The sequence below is a fragment of the Paenibacillus auburnensis genome (genome assembly GCF_927798115.1).
In the GTDB taxonomy this organism is placed as follows: Bacteria; Bacillota; Bacilli; order Paenibacillales; family Paenibacillaceae; genus Paenibacillus_AQ; species Paenibacillus_AQ auburnensis.
On the sequence record NZ_CAKMMG010000001.1, the window covers coordinates 1,799,110 to 1,823,412 of the forward strand.

At 48.8% G+C, this 24,303-nt stretch carries 22 protein-coding genes; 5 read left to right on the forward strand and 17 right to left on the reverse strand.

Annotation, left to right across the window (positions count from 1 at the left end; translation table 11 throughout):
* Positions 1-35 precede the first annotated feature (35 nt).
* The 5 genes from L6H70_RS08370 to L6H70_RS08390 all read right to left on the reverse strand — a co-directional run bounded on the left by L6H70_RS08370 (position 36) and on the right by L6H70_RS08390 (position 5,608).
* Entirely contained in the window at positions 36-1,550 is a 1,515-nt protein-coding gene (locus tag L6H70_RS08370) for a carboxylesterase/lipase family protein (RefSeq protein ID WP_236331793.1), read from the reverse strand.
* A 6-nt stretch (positions 1,551-1,556) separates the two neighbouring features.
* The gene (locus L6H70_RS08375) at positions 1,557-2,732 is read right to left on the reverse strand and encodes an AI-2E family transporter (protein WP_236331795.1); all 1,176 of its coding nucleotides are present in this window, start codon (positions 2,730-2,732) and stop codon (positions 1,557-1,559) included.
* A gap of 135 nt (positions 2,733-2,867) precedes the next feature.
* Positions 2,868-3,686: a GNAT family N-acetyltransferase gene (locus tag L6H70_RS08380; protein ID WP_236331797.1), complete on the reverse strand. Its 819-nt coding sequence runs from the start codon at positions 3,684-3,686 to the stop codon at positions 2,868-2,870.
* Positions 3,687-3,844: 158 nt separating this feature from the next.
* The gene (locus tag L6H70_RS08385) at positions 3,845-4,969 is read right to left on the reverse strand and encodes a hypothetical protein (RefSeq protein WP_236331799.1); all 1,125 of its coding nucleotides are present in this window, start codon (positions 4,967-4,969) and stop codon (positions 3,845-3,847) included.
* Between the two features lie 279 nt (positions 4,970-5,248).
* Positions 5,249-5,608: a (2Fe-2S) ferredoxin domain-containing protein gene (locus tag L6H70_RS08390; RefSeq protein ID WP_236331801.1), complete on the reverse strand. Its 360-nt coding sequence runs from the start codon at positions 5,606-5,608 to the stop codon at positions 5,249-5,251.
* A 230-nt stretch (positions 5,609-5,838) separates the two neighbouring features.
* On the opposite strand from L6H70_RS08390, the gene L6H70_RS08395 reads away from it, so the two are divergent.
* A complete protein-coding gene (locus L6H70_RS08395) occupies positions 5,839-6,066 on the forward strand; it encodes a YczF family membrane protein (RefSeq protein ID WP_236331804.1) in 228 nt (75 codons plus the stop codon).
* Positions 6,067-6,068: 2 nt separating this feature from the next.
* Here the strand turns inward: L6H70_RS08395 and L6H70_RS08400 are convergent, their stop codons facing one another.
* From L6H70_RS08400 to L6H70_RS08435, 8 genes are all read right to left on the reverse strand, one after another.
* Complete coding sequence (locus tag L6H70_RS08400) at positions 6,069-7,166, reverse strand: GerAB/ArcD/ProY family transporter (RefSeq protein WP_236331806.1); 1,098 nt, start codon at positions 7,164-7,166, stop codon at positions 6,069-6,071.
* A gap of 29 nt (positions 7,167-7,195) precedes the next feature.
* On the reverse strand, positions 7,196-8,407 hold the full coding sequence (locus L6H70_RS08405; protein WP_236331808.1) for a Ger(x)C family spore germination protein: 1,212 nt from the start codon (positions 8,405-8,407) through the stop codon (positions 7,196-7,198).
* On the reverse strand, positions 8,397-9,968 hold the full coding sequence (locus tag L6H70_RS08410; RefSeq protein WP_236331810.1) for a spore germination protein: 1,572 nt from the start codon (positions 9,966-9,968) through the stop codon (positions 8,397-8,399). Before L6H70_RS08410 ends, L6H70_RS08405 begins: the two co-directional genes overlap by 11 nt.
* Before the next feature lie 176 nt (positions 9,969-10,144).
* On the reverse strand, positions 10,145-11,185 hold the full coding sequence (locus L6H70_RS08415) for an NAD(P)/FAD-dependent oxidoreductase (protein ID WP_236331813.1): 1,041 nt from the start codon (positions 11,183-11,185) through the stop codon (positions 10,145-10,147).
* Between the two features lie 41 nt (positions 11,186-11,226).
* Positions 11,227-12,210: a FecCD family ABC transporter permease gene (locus L6H70_RS08420; RefSeq protein ID WP_423802812.1), complete on the reverse strand. Its 984-nt coding sequence runs from the start codon at positions 12,208-12,210 to the stop codon at positions 11,227-11,229.
* Positions 12,211-12,263: 53 nt separating this feature from the next.
* Positions 12,264-13,322 (reverse strand): FecCD family ABC transporter permease, encoded by a 1,059-nt coding sequence (locus L6H70_RS08425; RefSeq protein WP_236331817.1) that lies wholly within the window; start codon positions 13,320-13,322, stop codon positions 12,264-12,266.
* A 201-nt stretch (positions 13,323-13,523) separates the two neighbouring features.
* The gene (locus L6H70_RS08430; protein ID WP_236331819.1) at positions 13,524-13,835 is read right to left on the reverse strand and encodes a hypothetical protein; all 312 of its coding nucleotides are present in this window, start codon (positions 13,833-13,835) and stop codon (positions 13,524-13,526) included.
* 108 nt (positions 13,836-13,943) lie between these two features.
* Positions 13,944-14,165, reverse strand: a complete 222-nt coding sequence (locus tag L6H70_RS08435) for a hypothetical protein (protein ID WP_236331821.1) — start codon at positions 14,163-14,165, stop codon at positions 13,944-13,946.
* 217 nt (positions 14,166-14,382) lie between these two features.
* Between L6H70_RS08435 and L6H70_RS08440 the strand changes: the two genes are divergently transcribed.
* A complete protein-coding gene (locus L6H70_RS08440; protein WP_236331823.1) occupies positions 14,383-14,940 on the forward strand; it encodes a GNAT family N-acetyltransferase in 558 nt (185 codons plus the stop codon).
* A 17-nt stretch (positions 14,941-14,957) separates the two neighbouring features.
* The gene (locus tag L6H70_RS08445) at positions 14,958-15,893 is read left to right on the forward strand and encodes an aldo/keto reductase (RefSeq protein WP_236331825.1); all 936 of its coding nucleotides are present in this window, start codon (positions 14,958-14,960) and stop codon (positions 15,891-15,893) included.
* Between the two features lie 268 nt (positions 15,894-16,161).
* Here the strand turns inward: L6H70_RS08445 and L6H70_RS08450 are convergent, their stop codons facing one another.
* The 3 genes from L6H70_RS08450 to L6H70_RS08460 all read right to left on the reverse strand — a co-directional run bounded on the left by L6H70_RS08450 (position 16,162) and on the right by L6H70_RS08460 (position 18,830).
* A complete protein-coding gene (locus tag L6H70_RS08450; RefSeq protein ID WP_236331828.1) occupies positions 16,162-16,431 on the reverse strand; it encodes a hypothetical protein in 270 nt (89 codons plus the stop codon).
* Positions 16,432-16,434: 3 nt separating this feature from the next.
* The gene (locus tag L6H70_RS08455; RefSeq protein ID WP_236331830.1) at positions 16,435-17,172 is read right to left on the reverse strand and encodes a metallophosphoesterase family protein; all 738 of its coding nucleotides are present in this window, start codon (positions 17,170-17,172) and stop codon (positions 16,435-16,437) included.
* 74 nt (positions 17,173-17,246) lie between these two features.
* Positions 17,247-18,830, reverse strand: a complete 1,584-nt coding sequence (locus L6H70_RS08460; protein ID WP_236331832.1) for a sigma-70 family RNA polymerase sigma factor — start codon at positions 18,828-18,830, stop codon at positions 17,247-17,249.
* Between the two features lie 305 nt (positions 18,831-19,135).
* On the opposite strand from L6H70_RS08460, the gene L6H70_RS08465 reads away from it, so the two are divergent.
* Positions 19,136-20,764, forward strand: coding sequence for a methyl-accepting chemotaxis protein (locus L6H70_RS08465; RefSeq protein WP_236331835.1), 1,629 nt, complete (start codon positions 19,136-19,138; stop codon positions 20,762-20,764).
* A 104-nt stretch (positions 20,765-20,868) separates the two neighbouring features.
* On the opposite strand, the gene L6H70_RS08470 is transcribed toward L6H70_RS08465, so the two are convergent.
* Positions 20,869-21,282, reverse strand: coding sequence for a VOC family protein (locus tag L6H70_RS08470; protein ID WP_236331837.1), 414 nt, complete (start codon positions 21,280-21,282; stop codon positions 20,869-20,871).
* Between the two features lie 142 nt (positions 21,283-21,424).
* Between L6H70_RS08470 and L6H70_RS08475 the strand changes: the two genes are divergently transcribed.
* On the forward strand, positions 21,425-24,220 hold the full coding sequence (locus L6H70_RS08475; protein ID WP_236331839.1) for an O-antigen ligase family protein: 2,796 nt from the start codon (positions 21,425-21,427) through the stop codon (positions 24,218-24,220).
* Positions 24,221-24,303 lie beyond the last annotated feature (83 nt).

Here is a 24,303-nt window from a genome sequence, read left to right on the forward strand (position 1 = left end):
GCTTCTGGAGTATAATTTATGCTGAAGGCTCCCTACTATTCAGGCTGCTGCACATTCTTCAGAGCGGCTGCCTGCGGGGTTTTGGCCTGCGCCGATAACAGCCGCTTGCGTTTCTCCCGGTCCGGATCAACCTGTACCCGGGTCTCCTGATCAAAGATCAGGGTAGCGCGTTCGCCCCGCACGTAATTCGGCCAGGTTAAGCCGGGGGCTTCGGGGCTGCCCCTGTGGGCAAAAGCGGTCCATGCCCCGAGCATCCGCTCCGAAAGAGTCGCCATCTCCGGGCTGACGGACAAGCCGTACTGATGCAGCAGCTCTATCGTATTAAAGACATAATAAATTTCAGCGCCATGGATAGCCTTATCCAGAACCGGATGGCCGGGGATCGTCCAGTCGAACCGGTACATCCAGACAGGAGCATGCGGCAATTGCTGCTCGGCGAAGGCAATGGAGTTGTCCCAGAAATATAGATCGGTCAAAAGGGCTGCCTGACCTTCCCAGTTCTTAGGATAATGGCTGGCAAGCTCCGCCAGATTACCCGCCCCCATCAGCATTTCCAGTGCCTGGAGTGACTGATCAAAGCTTGCTCCCTCGCGGTCTCCCCGGAAGAATAGATTGCCTTCATGCAGATTCGTCCCGATCAGCAGCGAAATGCCGCTGGCTGCTCCCGCCGCTACTGCTCGGGACGGTTCTACCGGCAATGTCTCCGGATCGATGGCCGGCTGGAAGAACATGCTGAGCGAATCGCCTGCCAGCTTATAAGCCATTCGGGCAGCGGCGGCCAGAATATCCTCTGCCGGAGCCGTATTTAGCAGCGACAGGTCACCGCCCGGGGTAAGCCCTAGCTCGGACAGAAAAGCCCCGCCAAGCTCCGCACTCTGCTGCGGCTTCAAGGTCTGCGCCGCACCGCTCTGCATAATGGCCCCGGCAAACAGCCCTTTGGCGGAAGGCATCGCCAGCAGGGCGGCAATGCTCATACTGCCTGCCGATTCACCGAAGACGGTAACCCGCCGGGGATCGCCTCCGAAGGAGGCAATGTTGTCCTGCACCCATTTCAGTGCAGCAATCTGATCCAGCAGGCCGAGATTGGAATCATACCGGCCAAACGGGGACAGATGCAGAAATCCGAAAGGCCCCAGCCGGTAATTAAGCGTAACTACTATTACATTGCCGGCTCTGGCCATGTTTGCCCCTTCGAACATCGGCTGGCTGCCGGCCCCTGTGATAAAGGTGCCTCCGTGAATCCAGACCATAACCGGCAAAGCTTCTGTCTCTTCCGCCGGTGCCCAGACATTCAGGTACAGGCAATCCTCCGAATAGACCGGCTGGGTCCCGCCAAAGCGGATGCTGCTAGAGCTGGCAGGCTGATGGGCGACCGGTCCGAATTCCAGCGCTTCCCGGATTGAGTCCCATGGCTCCGGCGGTTGCGGAGCGCGGAAGCGAAGGTTCCCCACAGGTGGAGCTGCAAAAGGAATTCCACGCCAGACGTTCACCCCGCCGCTCTGTGTTCCCTGTAGTTTTCCATATAAAGTATCCGCAACGGGTCTTGTCATTTTGGATCATCCTTTCGTGCTGTTTTCCTTGTCTTCTTCTATCTCTTGATATAGTCCGGAGCGGAACCGGAACCACTGAAAGAGGTGGGTCACAATTACTTTGAACACCGCATAACCCGGAACAGCCAGGATGATGCCGAGCACACCGAACATTTTACCGGCAAAAATAATTACAAAAATAATGGTAATCGGATGAACCTTCAGCGATTTACCCATGATTTGCGGGGAGATGAACTTGCCTTCAATCAGCTGGACAGCGGTCCAGACAAAGACCATCTTCAGCAGCATAAAAGGCGATGTTACCAGCGCCACAATCAACGCAGGCGTGATGGCAATAGCGGGACCCAGATAGGGCACTACCGCCGTACATGCAGCCACAATCGCCAGTACCAGCGAATACTCCAGGCCGATGATCAAATAACCGATATAGAGCAGTGCACCGATACAACAGCTGACGATAATCTGACCGCGGATATACGAAGCCACCTGGCTGTTCATTTCCTTCATCACCATACGGGACTGCGGCTGCAGACTGTTCGGGATGAATCGCATCAGATAATCGGGCAGGCGTTTACCGTCGCGGAGCAGATAGAACAGGATAAATGGTGTAGTCACCACAGCCAGAATAATCTCCGTCAATGCACCTACGAAATTTCCTACCCCGTTCACAGCATTATTGAGAAAAGTTGTGGCCCAGGTCGTCACCTTACTCGTTAAATCGCCCACATCGGTGCCCACGCCTACATTCTCCTGAATCCGCCCGAACAGCTCGCTGCCGGTCAGATCAATGAATTCCTGCTGGATCTGATCGCTGTATTTCGGAAAATTATCAATCAGGCCAATCAGCTGGGTACGGAGGATCGGGATCACCGTCAGCAGAATGAGTGTGATAATTCCCGCAATAATCAGGTAAAGGATTACAATACCATAAGCCCTCTTTACCTTGCTTCGTTTCTCCAGGCGGTCTACCAGCGGATTCAGCAGATAATAGGCGATCCCGGACAGCAGCAGCGGCGCAGCTACCGTATGTAACAGAACCGATAACGGCTTGAAAATAAAAGGCACCTTGGAGAAAACCAGAATATTGATGCCTACCAGCAGAACAATCAACAGCGATACGACGAATTTATTGTTCAAAAAAAACTTCTTAAACCGTTCCGGCCATACCTGCAGCCTCTCCATAGAAATACTCCCCCTGACAACGAACCGTATCCTAAAAGTGTGATAAATTGCACTTGGTAATAGCATAGTCAACGCAAGGGCTGCAAGTCAAATTTTCAGAGGGCCATTTTTCCCGATGAATTCCTGAAAAATCACTCATTCAAACTTGATTTCTGCGATTTTGCCGGCCTGCACAAAACCGATCGACTGGTAGACCTTGTTCGAATCCGGGTTCTTGCCGTCGGCAAACAATACCGGGATTAAACCTTCCGCCAGAACCTGTTCGCACAGTTCAGCTACTAGCCTGCTGGCATATCCATGTTTCCGGAACTCACGGGAGGTGTAAACATCATTAATCCTGCAGATCCTGGCGCTGCGGTGAACGGTCTTTGCCATGGCTACAGGGGCACCGCCCACCATCCAGAGATACAGATTTCCGGTACGGACCGCGGCATCGGCATGTGGCAGATAGTGTTCTACCGGCTGTGACGTTCCAAAAGCATCCCGGGCAAATCCTGCTGTGAACTCTGCGATAACCGGGATATGAACGGTCGCGGCCTGCACCAAAGTTCCTTGTACACTGCTTGGCTTCCTTACCTCTGTACATTGATAAGATTCCAGCAGCATATTGGTATGATAAAGCTTCCCGCGGGCTGCGCAATACGCCCCCGCAAAGATTCTCGCCGTCTGCGGCTCTGCAGTGATTCCCGGAAAATCACTGTCCGGCAGCTCCTCCAGATTCTCTATCAGCTGCTCTATCAGCCTGATACGCTGTGCCGGCTCAAGCTCACCTGAAACCCATAACCAGGGACTGTACCCTTTGGACTGGACGAACAACAAACGCCTGTCGGAAGTTGTCAATCTAAGCGCATCCGGATAGTCAACAATGTTGTGAATCAGACTATGCTGTACCTCGTTTTTCATAAATTCCGCGCTGTGCAGCACTGCATCCCCGGCTGCAAAACTCTGAAGCATTAGAACCCCTCCCTATATCCTTTTCTTTCTATCATAATCTTCATTCTGGTAAAAATAAACAGCTCCTCCTGGGATTATTCACAGGAGGAGCTGTTTATTTTTCGGTCATTAAATTGGAGAGCAAGCTCCGAATGCAGGACATCACTTCTGTAATCGTGTCATAGAAGATGCTGCACATCAGGCAGGTACTGGCTCAATGTTGCCCATTCCTGCAGCTCTTCTTCCGCCCGCCGCCAGACCAGATTGCGCAGTGCCGGAGCCCAGTAGCTGAAGTGATCATTGGTGTAGCGTGTTGTAGATAGTACCGCAGGGGCTTCCAAATCGGGATACTCTGTAGCCAGATAATGACTTAGCCCTAGAAACACATCCCCTGTTTGTTGCGGACCGGAGAAATGAGCTGTACTCTTCCCGCCAAGCATACATTCTTGCTGCAACTTAGCCATACTGCTTACCTTCTTTAGCTGAAACCAATCCAGCATCCCCCTGCTCCGCCGCCGGAGCAGATCCGCATAATAGACAAAATAACTAAAGTCATCATTCCAGTAATCCAGTCCCACGAGGCAAGCTCCGTCATCGCCAAAGCCCTGCAAGTAACGTTCCAGGCCGGACTCCACTTTCATAAGAATATCCGTTAGCGTTTCCTTATCTTTCACAAGCAGCAATGCTGCAGCGCCGATTGAGCCTGCACAGACTGCGGACCCGTGTTGCGCTACAATCTCCCAGTGATAGGGGCCGGAGGTAAGGTATGGAGCGAGCAGCCTCATATATACTTCATCTTTAACTCTTCCCTGCAACAGCGAAGGCAGGCGGTCTCCCAGCAGGCAACGGATCTCACTAAGCGCAAACCCGGTCTCCGCCGAGAATAGGTCTATCGTTTCCATTAGACCCGTTTCGCTCAAATGTGCCGGCAGACACCAGGTATATTCTCCGCAGACCGACCAGAGAATTTCACATACAAGCTTGAGATGCTCCTCCTGTTCAGGCTCCAGCAAAGACAATAAAACAGCCGTGTTCAATATTTGCCGCCGCTGAAAATAGACCCGCTCATATTCCAGCCTTGATCCGGTCTTAGCAAAACTGGTGAACAGCGAATACGTCAGCTCCGGAATGGGAGTATCCCTATGAGCCTGCCCTGCTGCGCGCAGCTCTGCAATCTCGTCCCCATACATGGGGGATTCGCGGACTTTCCTCCAGAATGCTGCTTCGTCTCCATCTGGAAAGTATAGCCGTTCATCCGCTTTTTTCATCGAAGCAATGATCTTGAGCAGTTCAGACTTTTGCATCTTACGCCGCCTTTCCTGACATGCCGTGATTTACATCTTCGGTGAGCACCCGGAGCATTTAGTGAGTACAGCTTTAATAGCAAACACCTGTTTTAACATTTTCATCCATTTAAAATTTATTAAAAGTTGTGTATATTATATCAGCCGTTTTTCCGATGCTGCAATAGTTTTAATTGGACGTTTTATGACATTGAATGCATTAGGATCATCCGCTAAAATTAAATAAGATACCGCCAGAATAGTTGACGGTATCTGCTGAAGTCTCTGCAGGTAAAAAACCTATTTTTTCTTCTTGCCTTTTGTGCCTCTCTCGGCAGCTGCAAGGAATTGGCCCTCATAAGTATAAACGACGTTGTCCTCGAGCCGCTCCCCTTCGAGCAGCCTGCGCACCAGTGCCTTGCCCAATTTCGGAGTGATCTCTTTATACCACACACCCTCCGGATAGGAGATCACCACGCAGGAATCCGAGCATCTTCCGTTGCATCGGGTTACCGTCGTATGAATCAGTCTCCCTGCCCCCTGTTTCTCAATTTCATCCTCTATCGCTTCAGCTACCTCTTCGCCTTTATGCTTTTTGCAGCTGCTGCCGCCGCAGATAAGCAGATGATTTACCGTTCCTTGCAAATTCCAGGTCGTCACGGACTGCCCCTCCTCTCTACTCAAACCTTTATACCCTGTTCATGAATCATTATAAACTCTACGCATCTGCCGGATTGTCGTCAATAACCCTACAGCAGATTCGCAAGGGTAGTGGGCGCCGCTTTTTTATCTACAGCTTAGGATTTATGATTACCCTCCCTATTGACTGGAGATAATACCTTTAGCTTGTCCCTGAAGGCTCATATCTGATTAATGAGGAGGACTTTTCTATGAAAATGACCGGGATCTATCTTATACTCGCCTGCTTAACCCTGGGGATGATTGTCACTGTTGACGTTCTATCCGGAACCAGTCTGGTTAGTTCGTTACATTCGCTCCGTGTCGTGTTTGATACTACCACCTTTCCGGAGTCCTGCATCATGATTCTTTTCGCGGCCCTGCCCATTATCTTTACCGTTGCCGACAAATTCCAACAAAGCAAATCCCCCCGGAAGTGACCTTATTTGTACAATCCGAACCTGCGCCGGAAGCGGTGCACCAGAAATAATAGAATGGGAATAACAGCACACATAAAAGGCAGGATATACTTTAGAAAAGCTATCCCGTCTTTCAAATGCATCGGGTAATTCTCCGCACTGACAAATGAGCTGAACAACACTACAACTCCAACTGGGATCACCAGCCTGCGTGGTTCTTTGACGTTGAACAAATCCGCTGCAATCGACACCGCCGCATAACAGTAGATTGACATTTTAAAAAAGACACCAATAATCAGCGTCAGGATAACAATCGCATCGAGCCGCTGAATAAAGTTAGCCACATTGACCAGTGTGATGGTGGTAAACATCGGGAAGGTAGTTCGGCTATATATATCCGTTCCAAGCACAGACATTTCAACCGCATGGGTAAAGCTGAGCAGAAAAGCGCTTAAGGCTATGGCGCCTATGCCTGTTTTCTTAACCTTGTTTCTGGTACTGAAGTGAGGCAGGATGGCAGTGAAGCAGACAAGTTCACCATACGGGAAAATCCAGATGCTGGGATAGGCGGAGCCGAGTGCCTCTAGCCACTCCCCCGGATGTATGGGAAAGAGATTCTTTAAATGGACTAGCCCGGAAATAATCACAACAAAGTTGGATACCAGCCCCATAATGACAATCAGCCAAAAGTAGATTTCTGCTGTTCTGGAGAAGACTTCAATCCCCTTATACAGGATATACATTACGGCAATGACCATTATGGAGTTAATTATAAAGATCGGTGTTCTATCATAAGTAGAAGAGATCAGCAAATCACCTGCCTCCCGCAAATTTCGGGAACCGTTATACATTAGGACCGGCAAGTATAGCAGGCTAAGCGGCCAACCGATCCATCTCCCCAGAATCTTTCGGGTATAGCCGCTAATCACCAGATCAGGGAATTGCCGGTACAAATCAGCAAAAACCAAATATAACAGGATGCCGCCCGGCAGAGCCAGCAGAATCGAGATCCATACCGCATGTCCGCTCTCCAGACCAATTGGAACCACAACCGCCGTTCCCAGCTCGAACAGAACAATCATGGCAAACAGTTGAAATGGACCAATGACTTCTTTTCGCATGAAACGGCACCCCCTATTCCTCTAGACGTTTATTCTCTTTTTTCCACAGGGAAGTAAGGCTTGAGTCTCATTCCTGTACCGCGGATGTAAGCATCCACTTGGAGATCAAGCTCTCCTTCAGCAAATACGGAATTCCAGTCTTTTTTCACAGTCTTCCATAATTCCGGATGTGTGCGCTTCAGTTCGTTCCCAAAGTTAAAAATATCCGATCTCTTCTCTTGAGCGGCTTTCAAAGCCATCTTCACCTCGGAAGCGGTTTGCTCCGCAAGCTCTTTTTTAAGCTTCTCCAGCTCCTCTTCCTTACTTAAATCCACGAAACTACCGGCTTCATTGATGCTTCCTTCTTCACGGATATGGATATGAAAGACCGGCTTCCCCTCCTGTAGATCAACCTTTACTGAGGTCTTGGAATAAAATACATTGACAGAAATATCCTTATTTCTATCCAATGAATCGATGTTTACACTGGTTTCTTCAAGTTTATCCAGCAGCCACTGAGTACCTCTGGACTCCGGACCGTTCAGCCAGCTGATCAGCTTGCCATTCTTAAAAACACCAAGCCCGCTCATAATTGATCCGGCTGGCGCCTCCGTTTGTTCAAGGCTGCTTTTTTTCTTGCCCTCTTCTGCGCTGCCAATAATCTGAATCCCGTTGATCGTAAAATCACCTTCACCGGTAATACCGTTAATGACCTCAAAAACGCCTATCCTCCGGTTTTCTCCCCACACCCTGGACGTATTCTGCGTTTTCTTGACCAAACCTGTAGAAGGCTGGGTCTCCAAGGCAGTTAAAAGTTTAAGTACTGAAGCAGCATCAGAATTTTTGGCAATCAGCACTGTGGTATTCAACCGCAATTCATGGGAGCGTTCAAAAATGTCAAATAAATTGTTTATCCCGCTACGCGCAAGCGGTTCCCCGACAATCATAAGCTGGGTATGGGCAAAAAACAGCTGCCGGGTCATCCGTCTTGAGGCTTTGCGCAAAGCTCCAAAAATCGTCCGGTCTGTTGATGAAATGACCATAACAGGTGGCTGACTGCTGGATGCACCGGTAGATGGAGCCGAGGATGTCGGGTTAATAATTTGAAAAGTTACACGGTACCCATCTTCATCATCCAGTTTATCCATTCCGATCCCGCTCACGATCGCCAGATCATTCAGTTCTCTGCTATTCCAGCAGCCGGTCAGCAGGACTGAAACGCCTAAATAAAGGGTAAGCAGCCCAATCAGCTTAGTTCTCATGAGGGTTATCCTTGCGGAGCTGGGCAGATGTTCCTGGAACAGAGCTCTTTAGGTTCACCAGCCGCCGGCGGATTTTCATGAAATGCAGTGGGGTCCGTAAAAAGATATCCTTCTGGTCCCCTGCTGCAAAAGGGGCTACCGGAGACATATAGGGTACCCCTAAAGAACGCAGGCTGCACAGATGGGCAATCAGGATCAGCCCGGTAATCGCAATGCCGTACAGTCCCATATATGCTGACACAAAGGTGATGACGAACCGGAGCAAGCGCACGGACAGCGCCATATTGAAAGCCGGAGTAGCGAAGCTTGAGATCCCTGTCAGCGAAACGACAATTACCATCGCAGGAGATACAATACCAGCCTGGACCGCAGCCTGTCCCAAGACAAGCCCGCCGATAATCGAAACGGTCTGACCGATCGGAGAAGGCATGCGGATCCCGGCTTCGCGTATAATTTCAAATGTGACCTCCAGCAAAAGCACCTCGATCACCACCGGAAACGGGACCCCTTCCCGCTGTGAGGCTAAGTTGATCAGCAGCGGGGTAGGTATCATCTCCTGGTGGAAATTCAGCGCTGCGACAAAGATGGCCGGACCAAAGAGGGAAATAAGCAGGCACATAAATCTGAGAATTCTGATCAGTGATGATACGTCATACCGCTGATAATAGTCTTCCACTGTATGAAAAAACATAAAAAAGGTGGCCGGTGCGATTAGGACAAATGGAGTTCCGTCGACAAAAAGTGCGATTCTCCCCTCCAGCAGATTTCCGGCTACACTGTCCGGCCGCTCCGTGTTAAAGATCGTCGGGAATGGTGAGTACTTGTTCTCTTCAATCAGCTGCTCAATGTACCCCGATTCCAAAATAGAGTCCACATGAATCTCTGACAGCTTCTTTCTGAATTCCTGAAGCATTGCTTCATTGGCTAAACCATGAATATGCACAATCGACACATCCGTTTTAGTTACGGCTCCAATCGTTAACGTTTCGATCCACAGATTAGGGTTTTTAATCCGTTTCCGCACCAGGGACAGATTCGTACCCAGCGATTCCGTAAAGCTGTCCTTGGGGCCGCGGATATTTACTTGAGTTGTCGCTTCGGTAACCGCTCTTCCTTCACCACCGCTGGTACTGACACTGATGGCTTTGGTGAGACCTTGGAAAAGAATCATTGTATCACCGGACAAAAGCCCCTCAAGGAGACTATTCTGGTCTTCAACTATCTTTTCTTTGCCTATACTTAATGCCTTCCCCTTCGCAAAAGAAAACCGTTCCAGCACAGTTGCTACGGATTCTGCCTTTTCCTGCAAGGAGTCCAATGATAGGGCATGTGTAATATAGTCCTCTACCCGCTCCATATCGATTAGACCGTTAATATAAACAGCAGCCGCATGGTTTACGTGATCAAGTGATTCATAATTACGTATGATCAGATCAGGACTGTTTCCAAGTTTACTCTGGATTTGCTTGAGGTTCTCCTCGAGATTCTCAAGGATCGGCGGACTTTGCTCTTTGTCACTGGCCATCTCTGCTGTTTTGGATTCTTTAGTCTGTTTAGGCATCCTCAGCACCTCCCCTCTTACTATTCGCCCCTGAAACTTTTTTTATGCAGCTTATGGAATATGGGATACGTGCGGAGGCAAGAAAAAAAGACTGTCCGTTTGTAGAGTAATCTACAAGCGGCAGCCCTTAAATGTCCTGCGGGTAATTGAGCGCTATAGTGCGGAAGAATAACTAGTTAGTGCTCGTCGGTTACACCGAGAGCCTTATTCTTCTCTTTGAACCGGTCATTATGCGAGGACACATACGCCGCCTTGGGCGCATCAGGGTCCATGTACAGTTTGGCGCTGTTGAGTGCCAGAACCGCATCAGTGAACGTGCCGGCGATCAGCCTGACCTTACTGCTGTAATCAACGAAATCACCGGCGGCAAAAATGCCCGGCAGATTCGTTTCCAGTCTTTCGCTGACATTGGCACACCAGTCACCCATATCAAGTCCCCATTCGCGCAGCGGACCGAAGTCGCTTTTCAGGCCGTGGTTTACAATCACTGCATCGACTGCAAATTGCTCCGTTTCACCAGATTCGACATGGCTGATGGTCACCCGGTCAATGGTCTCACCGTTATTGCTGTGCAGCTGGCTCACCGCATACGGCACACGCACTTCAACCGATGAGGCCTTCATGCGGGCAATATTCTTCTCATGTCCGCCGAACTGCTCTCTCCGGTGGACAATAGTGACACTGGCGGCAACCCCCTCCAGCTCATTCGCCCAGTCCACTGCCGAATCGCCTCCGCCTGAGATCAATACATGCTTGCCGCGGAACGGCTCCAGCTCCTGCACGGTATAGTGCAGGTTAGTCACCTCGTAACGGTCCGCTCCCTCGATCTCCAGTTTGGCCATCTGCAGGATGCCATAGCCAATCGCCAGAATGACGGTCCGGGTCCAGTGTAGTTCCCCGGTTGAAGATGTCAAAATATACGTCCCGTCCTCCTGGCGCTCCTGACGGGTAATCTGCTGCCCAAGCACAATCGTCGGATCAAAGGTTCGGGCCTGCTGCTCAAGCTGCTTGATTAATTGACCGCAGAGGGTCGGTGTGATTCCTCCCACGTCCCAGATCATCTTCTCAGGATAAATCAGCATTCTTCCGCCCAGCTCATCCTTCGCTTCAATCAGCTTCGTTTTCAAATCTCTCATGCCGCTATAAAAAGCTGTATACATGCCTGCGGGACCCCCGCCAATAATCGTCACATCGTATAATTCCAGTTGATCACTCATTTTGTCCCCTCCGGTTTGGTAATTTAAGCATTCTTATTGTGTCAAGACTTCGTACGCGCCAGCAGATAGAGAAAATACGGTGCTCCAATCACTGCTACTACAATTCCTGTAGGAATCTCAGACGGCTGAAGTATCCAGCGGCCGATGGTATCGGCCGTAATGACAAGCAGTGCACCAAGCAGCGCTGAAGCGGGAAGCATCAGCTGATGTTTAGGTCCGACCAGACGCCTGGCCAAATGTGGCCCGACCAGGCCCACGAAACCGATTCCGCCGCTGACCGCTACACTCGCCGCTGCCAGGCCAACCGCTGCCGCGAGCAGCCGGAACTGCTCCTTGTTCACGGCAGCTCCAAGGCCCGTCGCCGTCTGCCCGCCTAAGCTAAGCACGTTCATTACCCGTGCCTTATATATGACATATGGCAACAGAACTATAATCCAGGGCAGCAGGGACAGCACAAATTTCCAGCTGGTCCCCCAGATGCTGCCCGCCAGCCAAGTTGCGACAAACTGATATTTCTCGGGATCGAGGCGGAGTGTCAATACGATCATCGCTGCGCTAATTCCGGCGGCGACCGCGACACCCGTCAAGAGCAGGCGGATCGGAGGTATCCCCTCATGCCGCTTATAGGAGAGCAGATAGATCATCGCTGCGGTAAATCCGGCACCGGCAAAGGCAACAACCGGCAGTAAAAATACAGGAGCCGCGCTGGTCGAGGGATAAAACGAAACCATCAGCATCACCATCAGGCCCGCTCCCGCGTTGATGCCGAGAATGCCTGGATCAGCCAGATCGTTGCGGAACACACTTTGCATCACGGCGCCTGAAACAGCTAAGGCCGCCCCAATGAGCAGAGAGATAACGATGCGCGGCAGCCGGAAGTCGAACAGAATTAATTCCTGTTTGGCCGTCCCCTTACCGAGCATTGTATTCAGCAGCTCCTGCGGGGTCAGGAGTATGTAACCTGTATTCATGCTTATAATGAAGGCGGTGATAATCAGTACGGCAATCACAGCCAGGAGGGTCATTCCCCGTCTGCGTCTGGCTGATTCGTAGGACTGTACAGTTGTTCTAGACATTACTACAGCTCCCTTCTTTCCTTACGGGCCAGATACAGAAAGAAAGGCACGCCGATCAGTGCGATAATGGCACCAAACGGGGTCTCCTGCCCAGGAACAATCATTCTGGCTGTAAGGTCAGCGGAGACCGCAAGCAGGCTGCCGAGAACCGCCGAGCAGGGAATAATCCACTTGTAATCCACACCGACAAGATAGCGTGTCAGATGGGGGATGATCAATCCTATGAACCCTACCGCACCTACTACAGACACAGACGAGCCGGCAAGAATCAGTACAATGAGGGCTCCGGCCAGTTTAACCAACCCCGTACGCTGCCCGAGACCTTTGGCAATGTCCTCGCCCAGGCTGAGCATTGTAATGGAGCGGGATAAGATGAACGCGCAGATGAGTGCTCCGGCAAACCACGGAAACATGATCTGGAGCTGGAACCATTTCGTCCCGGCTACACCCCCCGCATACCAGAAGGCCAAATCTTGTCCAATGTTAAAATATAGTGCCACACCTTCGCTGAGCGCGGAGAGCAGCGCACTGAATGCCGCGCCGGCCAGTACCAGACGGGCAGGTGTAAGTCCGCCTGTGGACAAGGAGCCTATGCCGTAGACAATCCCCGCTCCCATGCCAGCTCCAATAAATGAATATAGAATCAGATACATAAATGACAGATGCGGAAAAAAGGCAAAACAGACCGCCAGAGCAAAGCCTGCCCCGGAGTTAATCCCCATAAGGCCCGAATCCGCAAGGGGGTTGCGGGTCATCCCTTGCATAATGGCCCCTGCGACCGCAAAGCTTGCACCAACCATCACGGCGCCAAGTACCCGCGGCAGCCGTAGCTCGCGGATAATCTGATGATCCGTCAGATCCGGATTAAAATGGAATACAGCGGTCCATACCACAGACAGCTTAATATCCGCTGCTCCAAACGACACGGAGACCGCAACGCCAAATGCTAAAGCAATCAAACCGCCGACCAGGATCAGCGTTGCCGCCCACGGGCGTGAACGAAACTTCACCGGATCCGCAGCCCGGAACTGGCCATTGCTGGCCGTTGCCTGGTGATTCATGAATCCCACCCATTCCTTTGAAATTGATTCTCATTATCATTGTAATATTGTAAAGGAGAATGGCATGGTTTGGCAATGGACAAATCTGCTTGGGAAGCACACGAACTCTATTGCCCCCTCATTGCTGAAACTGTATACACAAAAAAAACGGTACTCTCTAGTAAAATAGAGAAGTACCGGGGATGTTTTAGGTCATCTGATTTAAATATTTTGCAGGGTGGCGCCGAATATTTTGCGGATCATTCCCTGCATTTTGCCGATGTGCGGGACAAAGGGACTTTTATCATATACATAATTAGACTGGGTCACCAGCTGTGAATAGACCAGAAACAATAGCGCCGCCAGTTCTCTGTCGATCTGCTCTTCATGCTCAATCAGCACAAAAGCATCATCAAGCACTGTATACAGCTGGACAAAAGCAGGTTCGTTAATGATTTTCCGGCGCAGAGATTCGATGATTTCGGTTGCAAGTGTATCTATGATGATTGTGATTGCATGGATCTTCTCATTCATCCGCAAATCCTCCTGCTGCGATAAAGTAGATGAAGACTACTACAATCTTATGTTCGCTGTGGCATTAACAGACCAGCCGGTAATTCCGCTGCATTCTCAGGCTATGATTTATCTTGTATATTCATCATATTCTTCCCGGCCGTTCAGCTTGTTGTACATATACTCGTCATTCTTCAATTTATAGATTTGCCCCATGCCGCCAAACACGAACAATAATACAATGATTAAAGAATACGCGTAGGTAAACTTACCGAAATAAAAGCAGCCCACGATAGAAACAATCAGCAGCAGCAGCAGTCCGATTCCGATTCTGGACAGTATTTTTCTCATCGCTCAATCTCCCCATCTATTATTTTTTATAACAATACCATTATCCGATGAAGAAGAATGTCGAATATTGAAAGAGATAGCTAAGCGAATAATAGCCGTTTCTGCCGCTGTACACTGCTTCTAATGATGATAGACTACCTAGATCCTTTAGGTTCTTGCAATATCCAAGTTATGTAATATACTCTACTGAAAAGACAATAAAAGCGGAGGACTTAACATGCAGCCTGTATTCGAAACTGAAAGATTACGATTACGACCGTTTGAATTAACTGATGCCCGCACTGTGCAGGAATTAGCCGGTGATCTTGCGGTGGCGAGAACAACCCTATCTATCCCCCATCCTTACACGCTCGAAGCGGCAGAGCAATGGCTGACAGCATGCATTGGCAGAAAAGATGAGGGCGACGGTTATCCTTGGGCGATGGTAATTAAGGACAGCAACCAGTTGATCGGCTGCATGAGCCTGAATATTACCCGGCCGCATAATCACGGCGAGCTTGGCTACTGGATCGGACCACCTTATTGGAGAAATGGGTATGCTTCTGAAGCGGCACAGCGCCTGGTCCGGTACGGATTTGAGGACCTGCATTTAAATAAAATCTGGGCAGCGGCCTTGTCCAATAACCAGGCTTCCTGGAACGTGATGAGAAAAACCGGCATGGCGCTCGAAGGGGAATTTAAACAGCACATCCTTAAATGGGGCCAATACGAGGATGTTGTCTTTTACGGAATGACCAAAGGAGATTATGAGCAGTTGACCAAGCAAACAATCTAACGGGGAGCGGATTATTAATGAATAGAAGACAGTATGGCAATACAGGGAAATCCGTATCCGAGATCGGCTTCGGTGCATGGCAGCTCGGCAACAGTCAAGATTGGGAGACTATGTCTGAGACTGCAGCCATTGAGCTGATCCATGAGGCGTTGGAGCGTGGAATGAACTTTTTTGACACCGCTCCCAATTATGGCCTGGGCACAAGCGAAGAGCTGCTTGGCAAAGCCCTGGCCGGCAAACGCAGCAGCGCTGTCCTTAACACGAAATTCGGCCATGCGGCAGACGGCCAGACTAATTATAGTACAGATCAGATTATACGGTCCGTTGAAGGCAGCCTGAAGCGTCTGCAGACCGACTATGTGGATTCCGTGCTGATTCATAATCCGCCGTTCGAGATGCTGGACGGGAAATACGGGCACTATGAAGTACTGGAAAAGCTCAAGGTTGCGGGCAAAATTCTTACTTACGGCGTTTCGGTCGATACTGTCCCGGAGATGCTGGAGGTCATCAAACATACAAATATCGGCGTAATGGAAGTAATGTTCAATATTTTTTATCAGGACACGGCCGAAGCCTTCAAGCTCGCCCAAGAGAATAATATCGCCCTTATAATCAAAGTCCCGCTGGACTCCGGCTGGCTCTCCGGTAAATACAACAGTCAGAGCACTTTTTCGGGAGTCCGCAGCCGATGGTCACCGGAAATTATCCGCAAGCGTGCAGCCCTGCTGGAACAAATCAGGTTCATTACCAATGAAGAGACAACGATGACGATGGCGGCGCTGAGATTCATTCTTGCCTACCCGGAAGTGACCACCGTAATCCCAGGGGTCAGAAACAGCACTCAACTGGCTGAGAATATCGCAGCAAGTGATGGAGCGATGCCGTGGGAGCAGGTGAAGAAGCTGCAAGAGCTGTGGGAGCAGGAGATCCGGGGGCTGGAGCTGGGCTGGTGAAGAGAGCATAAATAATGAGGCTCATTGTTCAAACTCTGCAAAGTTTTCTACCTACTCTCCTATTGCTTACACCCGTAAGATGGACTTTGAAAACAAATGACCCTCCTACGGGTCATTTGTTTTTTATCAAAATAACAGTGGAAGCGTTCATGAATAACAAGACAAGAGAACGTGCAAGGAGTTCAAGTACTGAGACTCTTTTCGAGTTATGAAAAAGCATCGGGCATTAATAAACCTCGAAGGAGCATCCCCTCAAGGTCTTTGTAGATTACTTACTGGCGCTGTAGTGCTTCAACAACTTCGAGGCAATTTCTTCTGCCATAATGGCAAACGAATCACCAGACATGCCAATCAATTTTTCTAGTTCGCTCCAAAAATGACGACTCAATGCATGATCGAAATCAAGTACAACAGTCTTTACGAAGGGAACTTTATAAACTTGGTTGGGCAGTCGTTGTTCATAGTTGAACATCATTGTTACCAAATGTAGTGCCTCTTCAAAATGCTTTTTATCCTTTATAAATTTGTTCTGAATCACTCATCAGCCTCCCAATCCACTCTCACCCAGCCGCACACTATAGGTCTTATATCCTTCATCGCCGATCTCCAGGCAGTTCATCTGCTCGCCGTAGGCGCAGCCGCCATCAATGCCGATTTTGTCTCCTAGCGGGCTAAACCAGATGCCGGGATTGTCCTGGAATTCAAAGGTTGAGGTGTGGCCAAACACAATCGTTTTGGTGGTGTTCGTCACCGGATGATTGTAGAACGGTTCTCTGATCCAGATAAAATCATAATCCTTCTGCGTCTTCCAGTCTGCAAGCGCCGGGTCGATTCCCGCGTGTACAAACAAATGGTCCTCCGTCTCATAATAGAGCGGCAATGAGCTGAGGAAATCCAAGTGGTGCCTGTAAGCCTGCCTGATCCAATGCTTAATCCTGATGTACTCTTCCCAGCCCAGATCCTGCTGCACAAAGTCGGCGTCCGCTCCAGCGTAGCTCATCAAGGTATGGAATCCGCCGTTGTTCAGCCAGTGAATATCCAGTTTGTCTTCATCATCGCTGAGCAGTGCGTCACAGGCCATTTTGTCATGATTACCTTTCAGCACCACAGCGCCCCATTCTGCCTGGAGGGACATGACCTGCTCTACGATTGCTTTGCTGTTTGGCCCCCGGTCCACATAATCGCCGATGAGTATGAGTTTGTCCTGATCCGGAATATAGTTCACTTTACGCAACAGCGCGTTGAATTCCCGGTAACATCCGTGAATGTCACTGATCACTAGGGTTCTGATGGTTTTCCCCTCCCTGCCCGTTGATGACTGCGAATCAGAACCTATATTATACCATTAAAAAACTACATTCTTACCGGCATCTGTGCTGAGCTGTCCCAGCGCCACGGTACAGAGTGTCCCTCCAGATGCAGACCGCCGTACCACACATCAAGGCCTTGAACCGCCACCCGGTCCGCTGCTCCATCCAATATCTGCTCGCCAAGTGCAGTCATTGTCACCTTTCGGTTCAGAAAATCCGGGACCCGGCGAAAATCAAAATTGTCTGCAGCTGCAGTACCGTCGATCATCAACAGCGGCTGTGCCCCCTGCACCAATCCCCGGAGATACAGCCAATATTCGAGATCACCCATGCCAAGCACATGCAGCGAGTCGGTTACTTGCCGGAACAGCTTCATTGGAGTATCCGCTCCCCCGCGCACAACCTCAAGCGTCGTTTGTTCTACGAGTCCAAGGCCATTGACTACAGAAGGCAGACGCGACAAATGGGCCTGAAATGCAGCATAGGCAAAAGGCAGTGCTGATGCCTCCAGTTCTTGTCTTCTAAGTGCAAGCAGGTCAGACATCTGTAACGGATCGGGATGGGCGTAGGCCTGCCACAGTTCACTGCCCAGCTCCAGCTCCTTCTGCTCGATGCTCCGCCAGGTCCCGGACAAGGTCTTTAGCTGCGCCGGAGTCAGCTGGCCTAGACCATGAAACAGGTCGATGCCGGGAAACTCACCGATGCAGAGCAGACTAAGCTTGGTTCCGCCCAGCTTTTGCCCCTTGAAATAGTGCAGCAGATAAGCCAGCATGCTCTGATCAAACAAATCATGCTCGAACCACAGCACCACTTCGTCATAGCGGTTAATCCCCCGCAGCTTCTCTTCCTGCTCCGCACAGGCTGCCCGATATTCCGCTGCCGGAATACCCATCGACTGTTCGAGCGATTGTGCGCGTAGCATACGTTCTGCTTCACCGGCAGGGTTCACAAAATTCGGACCTGCTGAGTACACCTCTCTCCACACCAGCACATCCCCGGAAACGATTCCCTTTTTCAGCATATTCCCTACAGAATCCCCATTTACGATATGCAGCATATTCCCGCCTCCTTCATATAGGTTGTTGAACATGGAAGCAAGGTCGATGACGGGGAGTGCACCTCTCAGCTTGCGCCGTCCGTCAAACAGCCGTTTTTTCAGCGCTGATACCGGAATGTCCAGATAATCGGAGATTTCCTGCAGCGAATAGCCGTAGAAATAAAACAATTGCAGCGGTACCCGCAGCTTGTCGCTCAAGCTTGACACCGACTGCTGCAGCACCTGTGCACCTTCCCTCCGCTCAGCGATTTCTGCTACACCCGGCGATTCCTGAGAAATCTGCATGGCATCTTCCAAGGGAAGAATTGCCTGCCGCTTACGCCGCAGCAACCGCTGGCATTGTCTCACGACAATCGTCTTGAACCAGCCCGGAAAAGCAGACGGCTGCTGCAGCTTGCCAATATTGGTGTAAGCTTCGATGAACGCCTCCTGCACAGCATCTTCCGCCAGATGGACATCCCTCAGCATATCGTAGGAGACCGCAAACGCCATCCCCCGGAAATGCGCCATCAGCTGCCCAAACGCCTCCGTATCCCCTTTTTGCACTTCTTCAACCAGCCGCGTTACCATACGGAACCTCTTTTCACATGTTCTTAATCTTAAGTGCCATATCGGAGGTGAAAGGTTACAACCTGTTCGGCCTGTCATATTATTTCAGCTATGCTGTCTCTTGTATATATAATTTCCGCGACATATTAACATTTTATTTAATTTTTTGTAAGTGATCATTGTGTGAATTTCGATATAAACGGGTATTTTGCGACAATTATTTGTCAGACAAGTATTTTTATTTATCTTTCACTTCATCATGATATAGTGAATTTCGGACAATAAGTTTAACTTATTTCTAATAATTGTTTTATTGAGGTGCTGTCATGAAATTTGCCAACAAGATTATCAGTACGGTCATTTTTTCACTACTACTCGTTTCTGTAATATCCTGCTTCTATTTTTATGCCGAGAGTAAAAATGCTTCGCAAACAGCAGGTGAAGAAAAAGCCGCCATTATTATTGAAACCTTTGATTTGATGCTCACCGGAAGCGAGAATGCACAGGATTTACAGACACAACTGAACAAAATAAAAGAATCGGAGATGGAGATCGTTTCTTTTAATATTAGTGATCTGGAGAGTTCACCCAAAATTATCGCGTCGCTAAATCCCGAGGAAGTAGGGAAAGCAGCAGATTCCATAGAAATTAATGCGGTGAAAGAGAATGAGATCATATCCTCGAAGAGTGGTCACATCGTTGAGGTTGCTTCACCCTTACATAAGAACGGCAAGGTTAGCTACTCTGCTAAATTACAATTTGACATAACCGACGAACTTGAGGACTCCAACCAATTGTTAGTTTCCATTATCATTATCACCTCAAGTATTATTGTCTTGGTATCGCTGGGCTTCTGGTTACTTTTAAGCCGCTTTTTCACCAGACCCTTAAATATGCTCGTCGGCTTCTCACGAAATCTAGCTGAAGGTAATCTAAAAGTAGACATCAAAGCCCTAAATAATAACCGGAAAGATGAAATCGGACAGCTGTCAGCTGCCTTTTACCAAATGTTCGGAAATCTAAGATTATCTCTTCAGCACATTTCCCATTCTTCTAGCCAGCTGTCTTCACAGTCAGAGATGTTTACCAACATCGCTACGACTACTAAAGAAAACGAGCAGGCGAATTCGAAAGCCGTTACAGAGATTGCGCTTAGTTCCAAAACACAGGTATCGGCGATTAATGAGAGCTCGCTGGCTATGGAAGAGGTGGCCAAGGGCACCGTACAAATCTCAGAAAGCATAGAGGAAGTAGCTGAAGCCTCATCGTCTACGCTGAAACAAGCTGAACAAGGCCGTCAAATTATTGCTGAAACCGAAACTATCATTGAGCAGTTAGCCCTGGATTCAAAGGAATCCGTCCAAACCATTCAGGCTTTAGGTCAAAAAACGAAAGACATCGATGGAATAATCGTTCTGATTGCGCAAATCGCCACTCAAACCAATCTGCTGTCGCTGAATGCATCGATTGAAGCAGCCCGGGCTGGAGAACATGGGAGAGGATTTGCCGTTGTGGCTAATGAAGTTAAAAAGCTGGCCGAAAGATCCAAAGAAGCCACTACCATTGTATCTGATATGATTCAAGCTATTCATACGGATACCGAATCGGTCGTCCAGCAAATCAATACCAATTGGGTAAACACCGAAGAAGGCTTAGCAGCCGTACGTGAAGCCGGAGTATCTTTCCAGACGATTACCGAACAAATTGATACCGTGAACAGTCAGATTATCAATGTGTCCTCCATTGTCGAAGAAATCTCCTCGAGTAGCGAACAAGTCGCAGCTACCATTCAATCCCTGGCGGGTAATGTAGAGCTTTCCAGTAAAAACGCCGAACAGGTTGAGGTGTCTATCATAGAATCATTAAATTCCATGGAACAATTACTGTCTTCTACCACTGAAATGAACCAGCTCTCTTCTAGTCTGGCTCAGTTAGCAAGCCGGTTTAAGTTCTAGTCAGAATGAATATATAGAATAAGCCAGTAGATCCAAAGATTTCTTTGGATCTACTGGCTTTATTAATATCAACTGCAACTCTTGAAAACAAAGTAGTACCTGAATTATCCGTGCTGCGCCGTCACCGGATTAACCGCAAAGATAGAATGAATGTTGCCTTCCGGATCTGCGAAGAAACCTGTAGTGTGCCCCCAGGACATTGACTTTGGAGCTGTAATTTCAGTTGCCCCTTTTGAAACCACCTCTTGATACATCATGTGGACAGCGTCTGGAGAGTCACATTCGAAATTAAGTTCAAAGGCTTGTCCTTTACGCTCTTCTAAATAAGTATGGTGGTCATTCGTGTTTTCCGCCATTAAGGATGTTGAACAAATCGCAAGACGAATTCCACTATTCACAAATTCAGCATAATGGTTCTCCTCAATGACCGTCTCAAATCCCAAAACATCACGATAAAAACTAGCCAATTTAGCTACATCCTGCGCCAAAACCGTAAGTCCCTCTAATTTCAATTTCACGGGCTAAGCTCCACCTTTCGTAATTCGGTTTATCTGGATAAAATTCGAAACACTAGAAGGACACTTTCACAATCCATCTTTGCCAAAATGAGGCAATCAACTTATACTAATGACTAGAATAAATTGTAAAGGAGAATAAAAATTGGCGCAACCGGTTTATGGTAAAAAGTCGACTCCATTAAGATATGATGAAGCACTCCCCTTCTCGCTCTGGGTGCTGATTATCGGTTTCATACTTTTTCTAGTATGGGCTCCGTTTCAAGTAGGGCTATTTAATGGTCAACAGGCTGATTTTGAAAAACCAATCTATATTTCTACGGTAATCGGCAGCCTTATGCTCATTGTCTGGGCAGTGTTCTACTACAAAAAATTCAGATTTGAGGATCAGCGTGATCTTGTTGCTCTATGTGTGCTCCTGCTTCCGCTGACGTACTTTTTATCCCTTTTTACCGCTGTCTCACACTATATGGCGGTCAATATGCTGCTTATTCAAAGTATGTATGCTGCACTTTTTATTGTATTCCTCTATCTTCTACGTCAAAAACTAGCGAACCAGATCATCCAATCCGCTATACTAACATTGGCTTACCTAATCGTCTGGTTCGGTCTGCTAAACTGGCTGGGAGCTTGGAATGTAGCCGGAGGGGCCGTTGGCTGGTTCTCTAATACTGTCCGTGCCGGTAAGTATCTTGACGCAGTGATGACCGATTCGAACGGTCTACGTCTGACCTCCATATTTCAATACGCAAATACGTATGCCGCCTTTCTGATGGCCTTTCTATTTGTAGCTGTGTACGCTTTGGTTCGGGCCAAAAAGTGGTACGGCATCGTAATTCACAGTTTTATGCTGGTACCGATCATGATTTCACTGCTTCTGACGCTATCACGGGGCGGTCTGGTCATGTTGCCGGTAGTTTTTGTCCTGCTGCTTCTCTTTCAAAAGCCTTCGCGGCAAATCCTCTGGATCATCCACCTAATCATCGCTGCTGCTGCGTCATTGGCTATAATCAGCAAAATAACCTCCACCGGCAAACATGTGGCGGCCGTTTCTGATCCTTCTGCTGCTGTAGAGGGCTGGAGCTGGCTAATTATTGCTTGTATTGTGACCTCAGCAACCTGCTGGTCCGCACAACGCTTCGTTGCTGCAGGTCTGGAGAAGCGCTTGGAAAAAGGGTCTCCCCGAAAGTCTGCTAATCTGTGGCTTCCCGTTGGAGCAACGGTCTTGGTGGCTGCTGCTGCCTGGCTGCTTATCGGAACAAGCGCACGAAGTATTTTGCCTGCCAATATTGAAACCCGACTGGAAAATATCAACTTCAAACAGCACAGTGTGCTGGAGCGTATGACTTTTTACCGGGACGCTTTTAAAGTAGCTAAGGATTATCCTGTTCTTGGTGCAGGGGGCGGCGGATGGGCTGCCTTGTATGAGAAGTACCAGAATAACCCGTATGTAAGCCGTCAGGCGCACAATTTCTTTTTGCAATACTTAATAGAAGTCGGCATTCTGGGATTTATCGTGTTCATGGGCTTTATCCTGTATGTGTTCTACAAATATATCAGGGGATATATACGGCAGACGGGGACGAATGACTTCGAGAACGGATTCTTCTATTTTATTATTGCATTATCCATTCTATTACATAGTATCCTGGACTTTAACCTAAGTTATGTGTTCATGGGAATGCTTGTGTTTATCGGTCTTGCCGGGATGACAGCTGCCATGGAACCTAAACCACTCGAAGGCAAATGGAAATCAGCCGGACTGCGCTACGGTTACCTGGGTGTGACCACTGTGGCAGCGCTAGCCATACTCATCGTATCGATAAGCAATATCACTTCCACTAACGATCTAGCTGATGCAAAGGCTATTGCACAGTATAGTAAATCCTACGAAGAGATTAAAGCCCCGCTTGTGAGGGCATTAAAGAACCGTCCGGCTCATCCTGAGACAATTATGATGTTAGCATCACTAGATTATCAGGTATATAAACAAACCAAAGACGAGCAATATGCCGACGAATTCTTTTCCTTGCTACAGCGCGCCCTCAAAGAGGAGCCCTACAATAAGCAACTGTTGAAGCTACAGACTGTTCTCTATGATGTATTAGATAAACATGAGGAGGCTTATGCCGTATACCTCGATAATCAGGACAAGTATATATGGGATATTGAGTGGTATGAGCAGCTCATTACCCGGGCATCCCGTCTCGGTATCCAAGCCTATCTTCAGCAGAACGAGACTAAGAAGCAGGAGTACTTCTATACCAGCCTTGCCGCTTACCAGCACGTTGTGGATGGGATCGAATATTTACAAACACTGCCTTCGGGACAGCTACAGGGCCGGCCTTTCTCGGTCACACCGTTGATTGCCCTAAGTGCAGGTAAAGTAAATCAGGTTACAGGACAGACAGAGACCGCCGCGTCCATCATCCAAACAGGATTCACAGGTAGCTACACCGCTCTGGCAGGGCGCAATGATCTGTGGAGTACAAAATGGTATAGTGATGTCATAGTTCTCGCTTACGAGTCGGGTCAACCCTCTTACTCGGAATGGTTAAATATCTTAAGCACTCAAGGATTGGACAATCCACAGGCTGCAGCTAACGCAAAGGCAAACTTCAGCATGGGACTTGAAGCTTATTATCAGGTTATGAGCAATATAGACAATCAGGCCATTCCTCTTTCTTCCGCTGCAACTTTAGCCGTTGGTAAAATGAAGATACTCACTGGAGATGTTGTGTCTGCAGTTACCCTATTAAAAGGTGAGCTAAGCGAAGATTATTCGGATCCCGTGAATCGCGAAATCGCGCGCTGGTATTTAGCCGGTTTGAAAAAGGTAAATAGCCCGCTGGATCAGGATGTGTATAACAAGCTAATAGCCGCCGATGCACAGGAAGCAGGCATGATCGATCAAGTTGCTGGAATGACACCATTATCGTAAGTAGTATTATTTGAGCCTTAAGAGCCCGGTGCAGAGTCATTTTGCACTGGGCTCTTTTTGATTAGGAATAACCTGCTATTAGT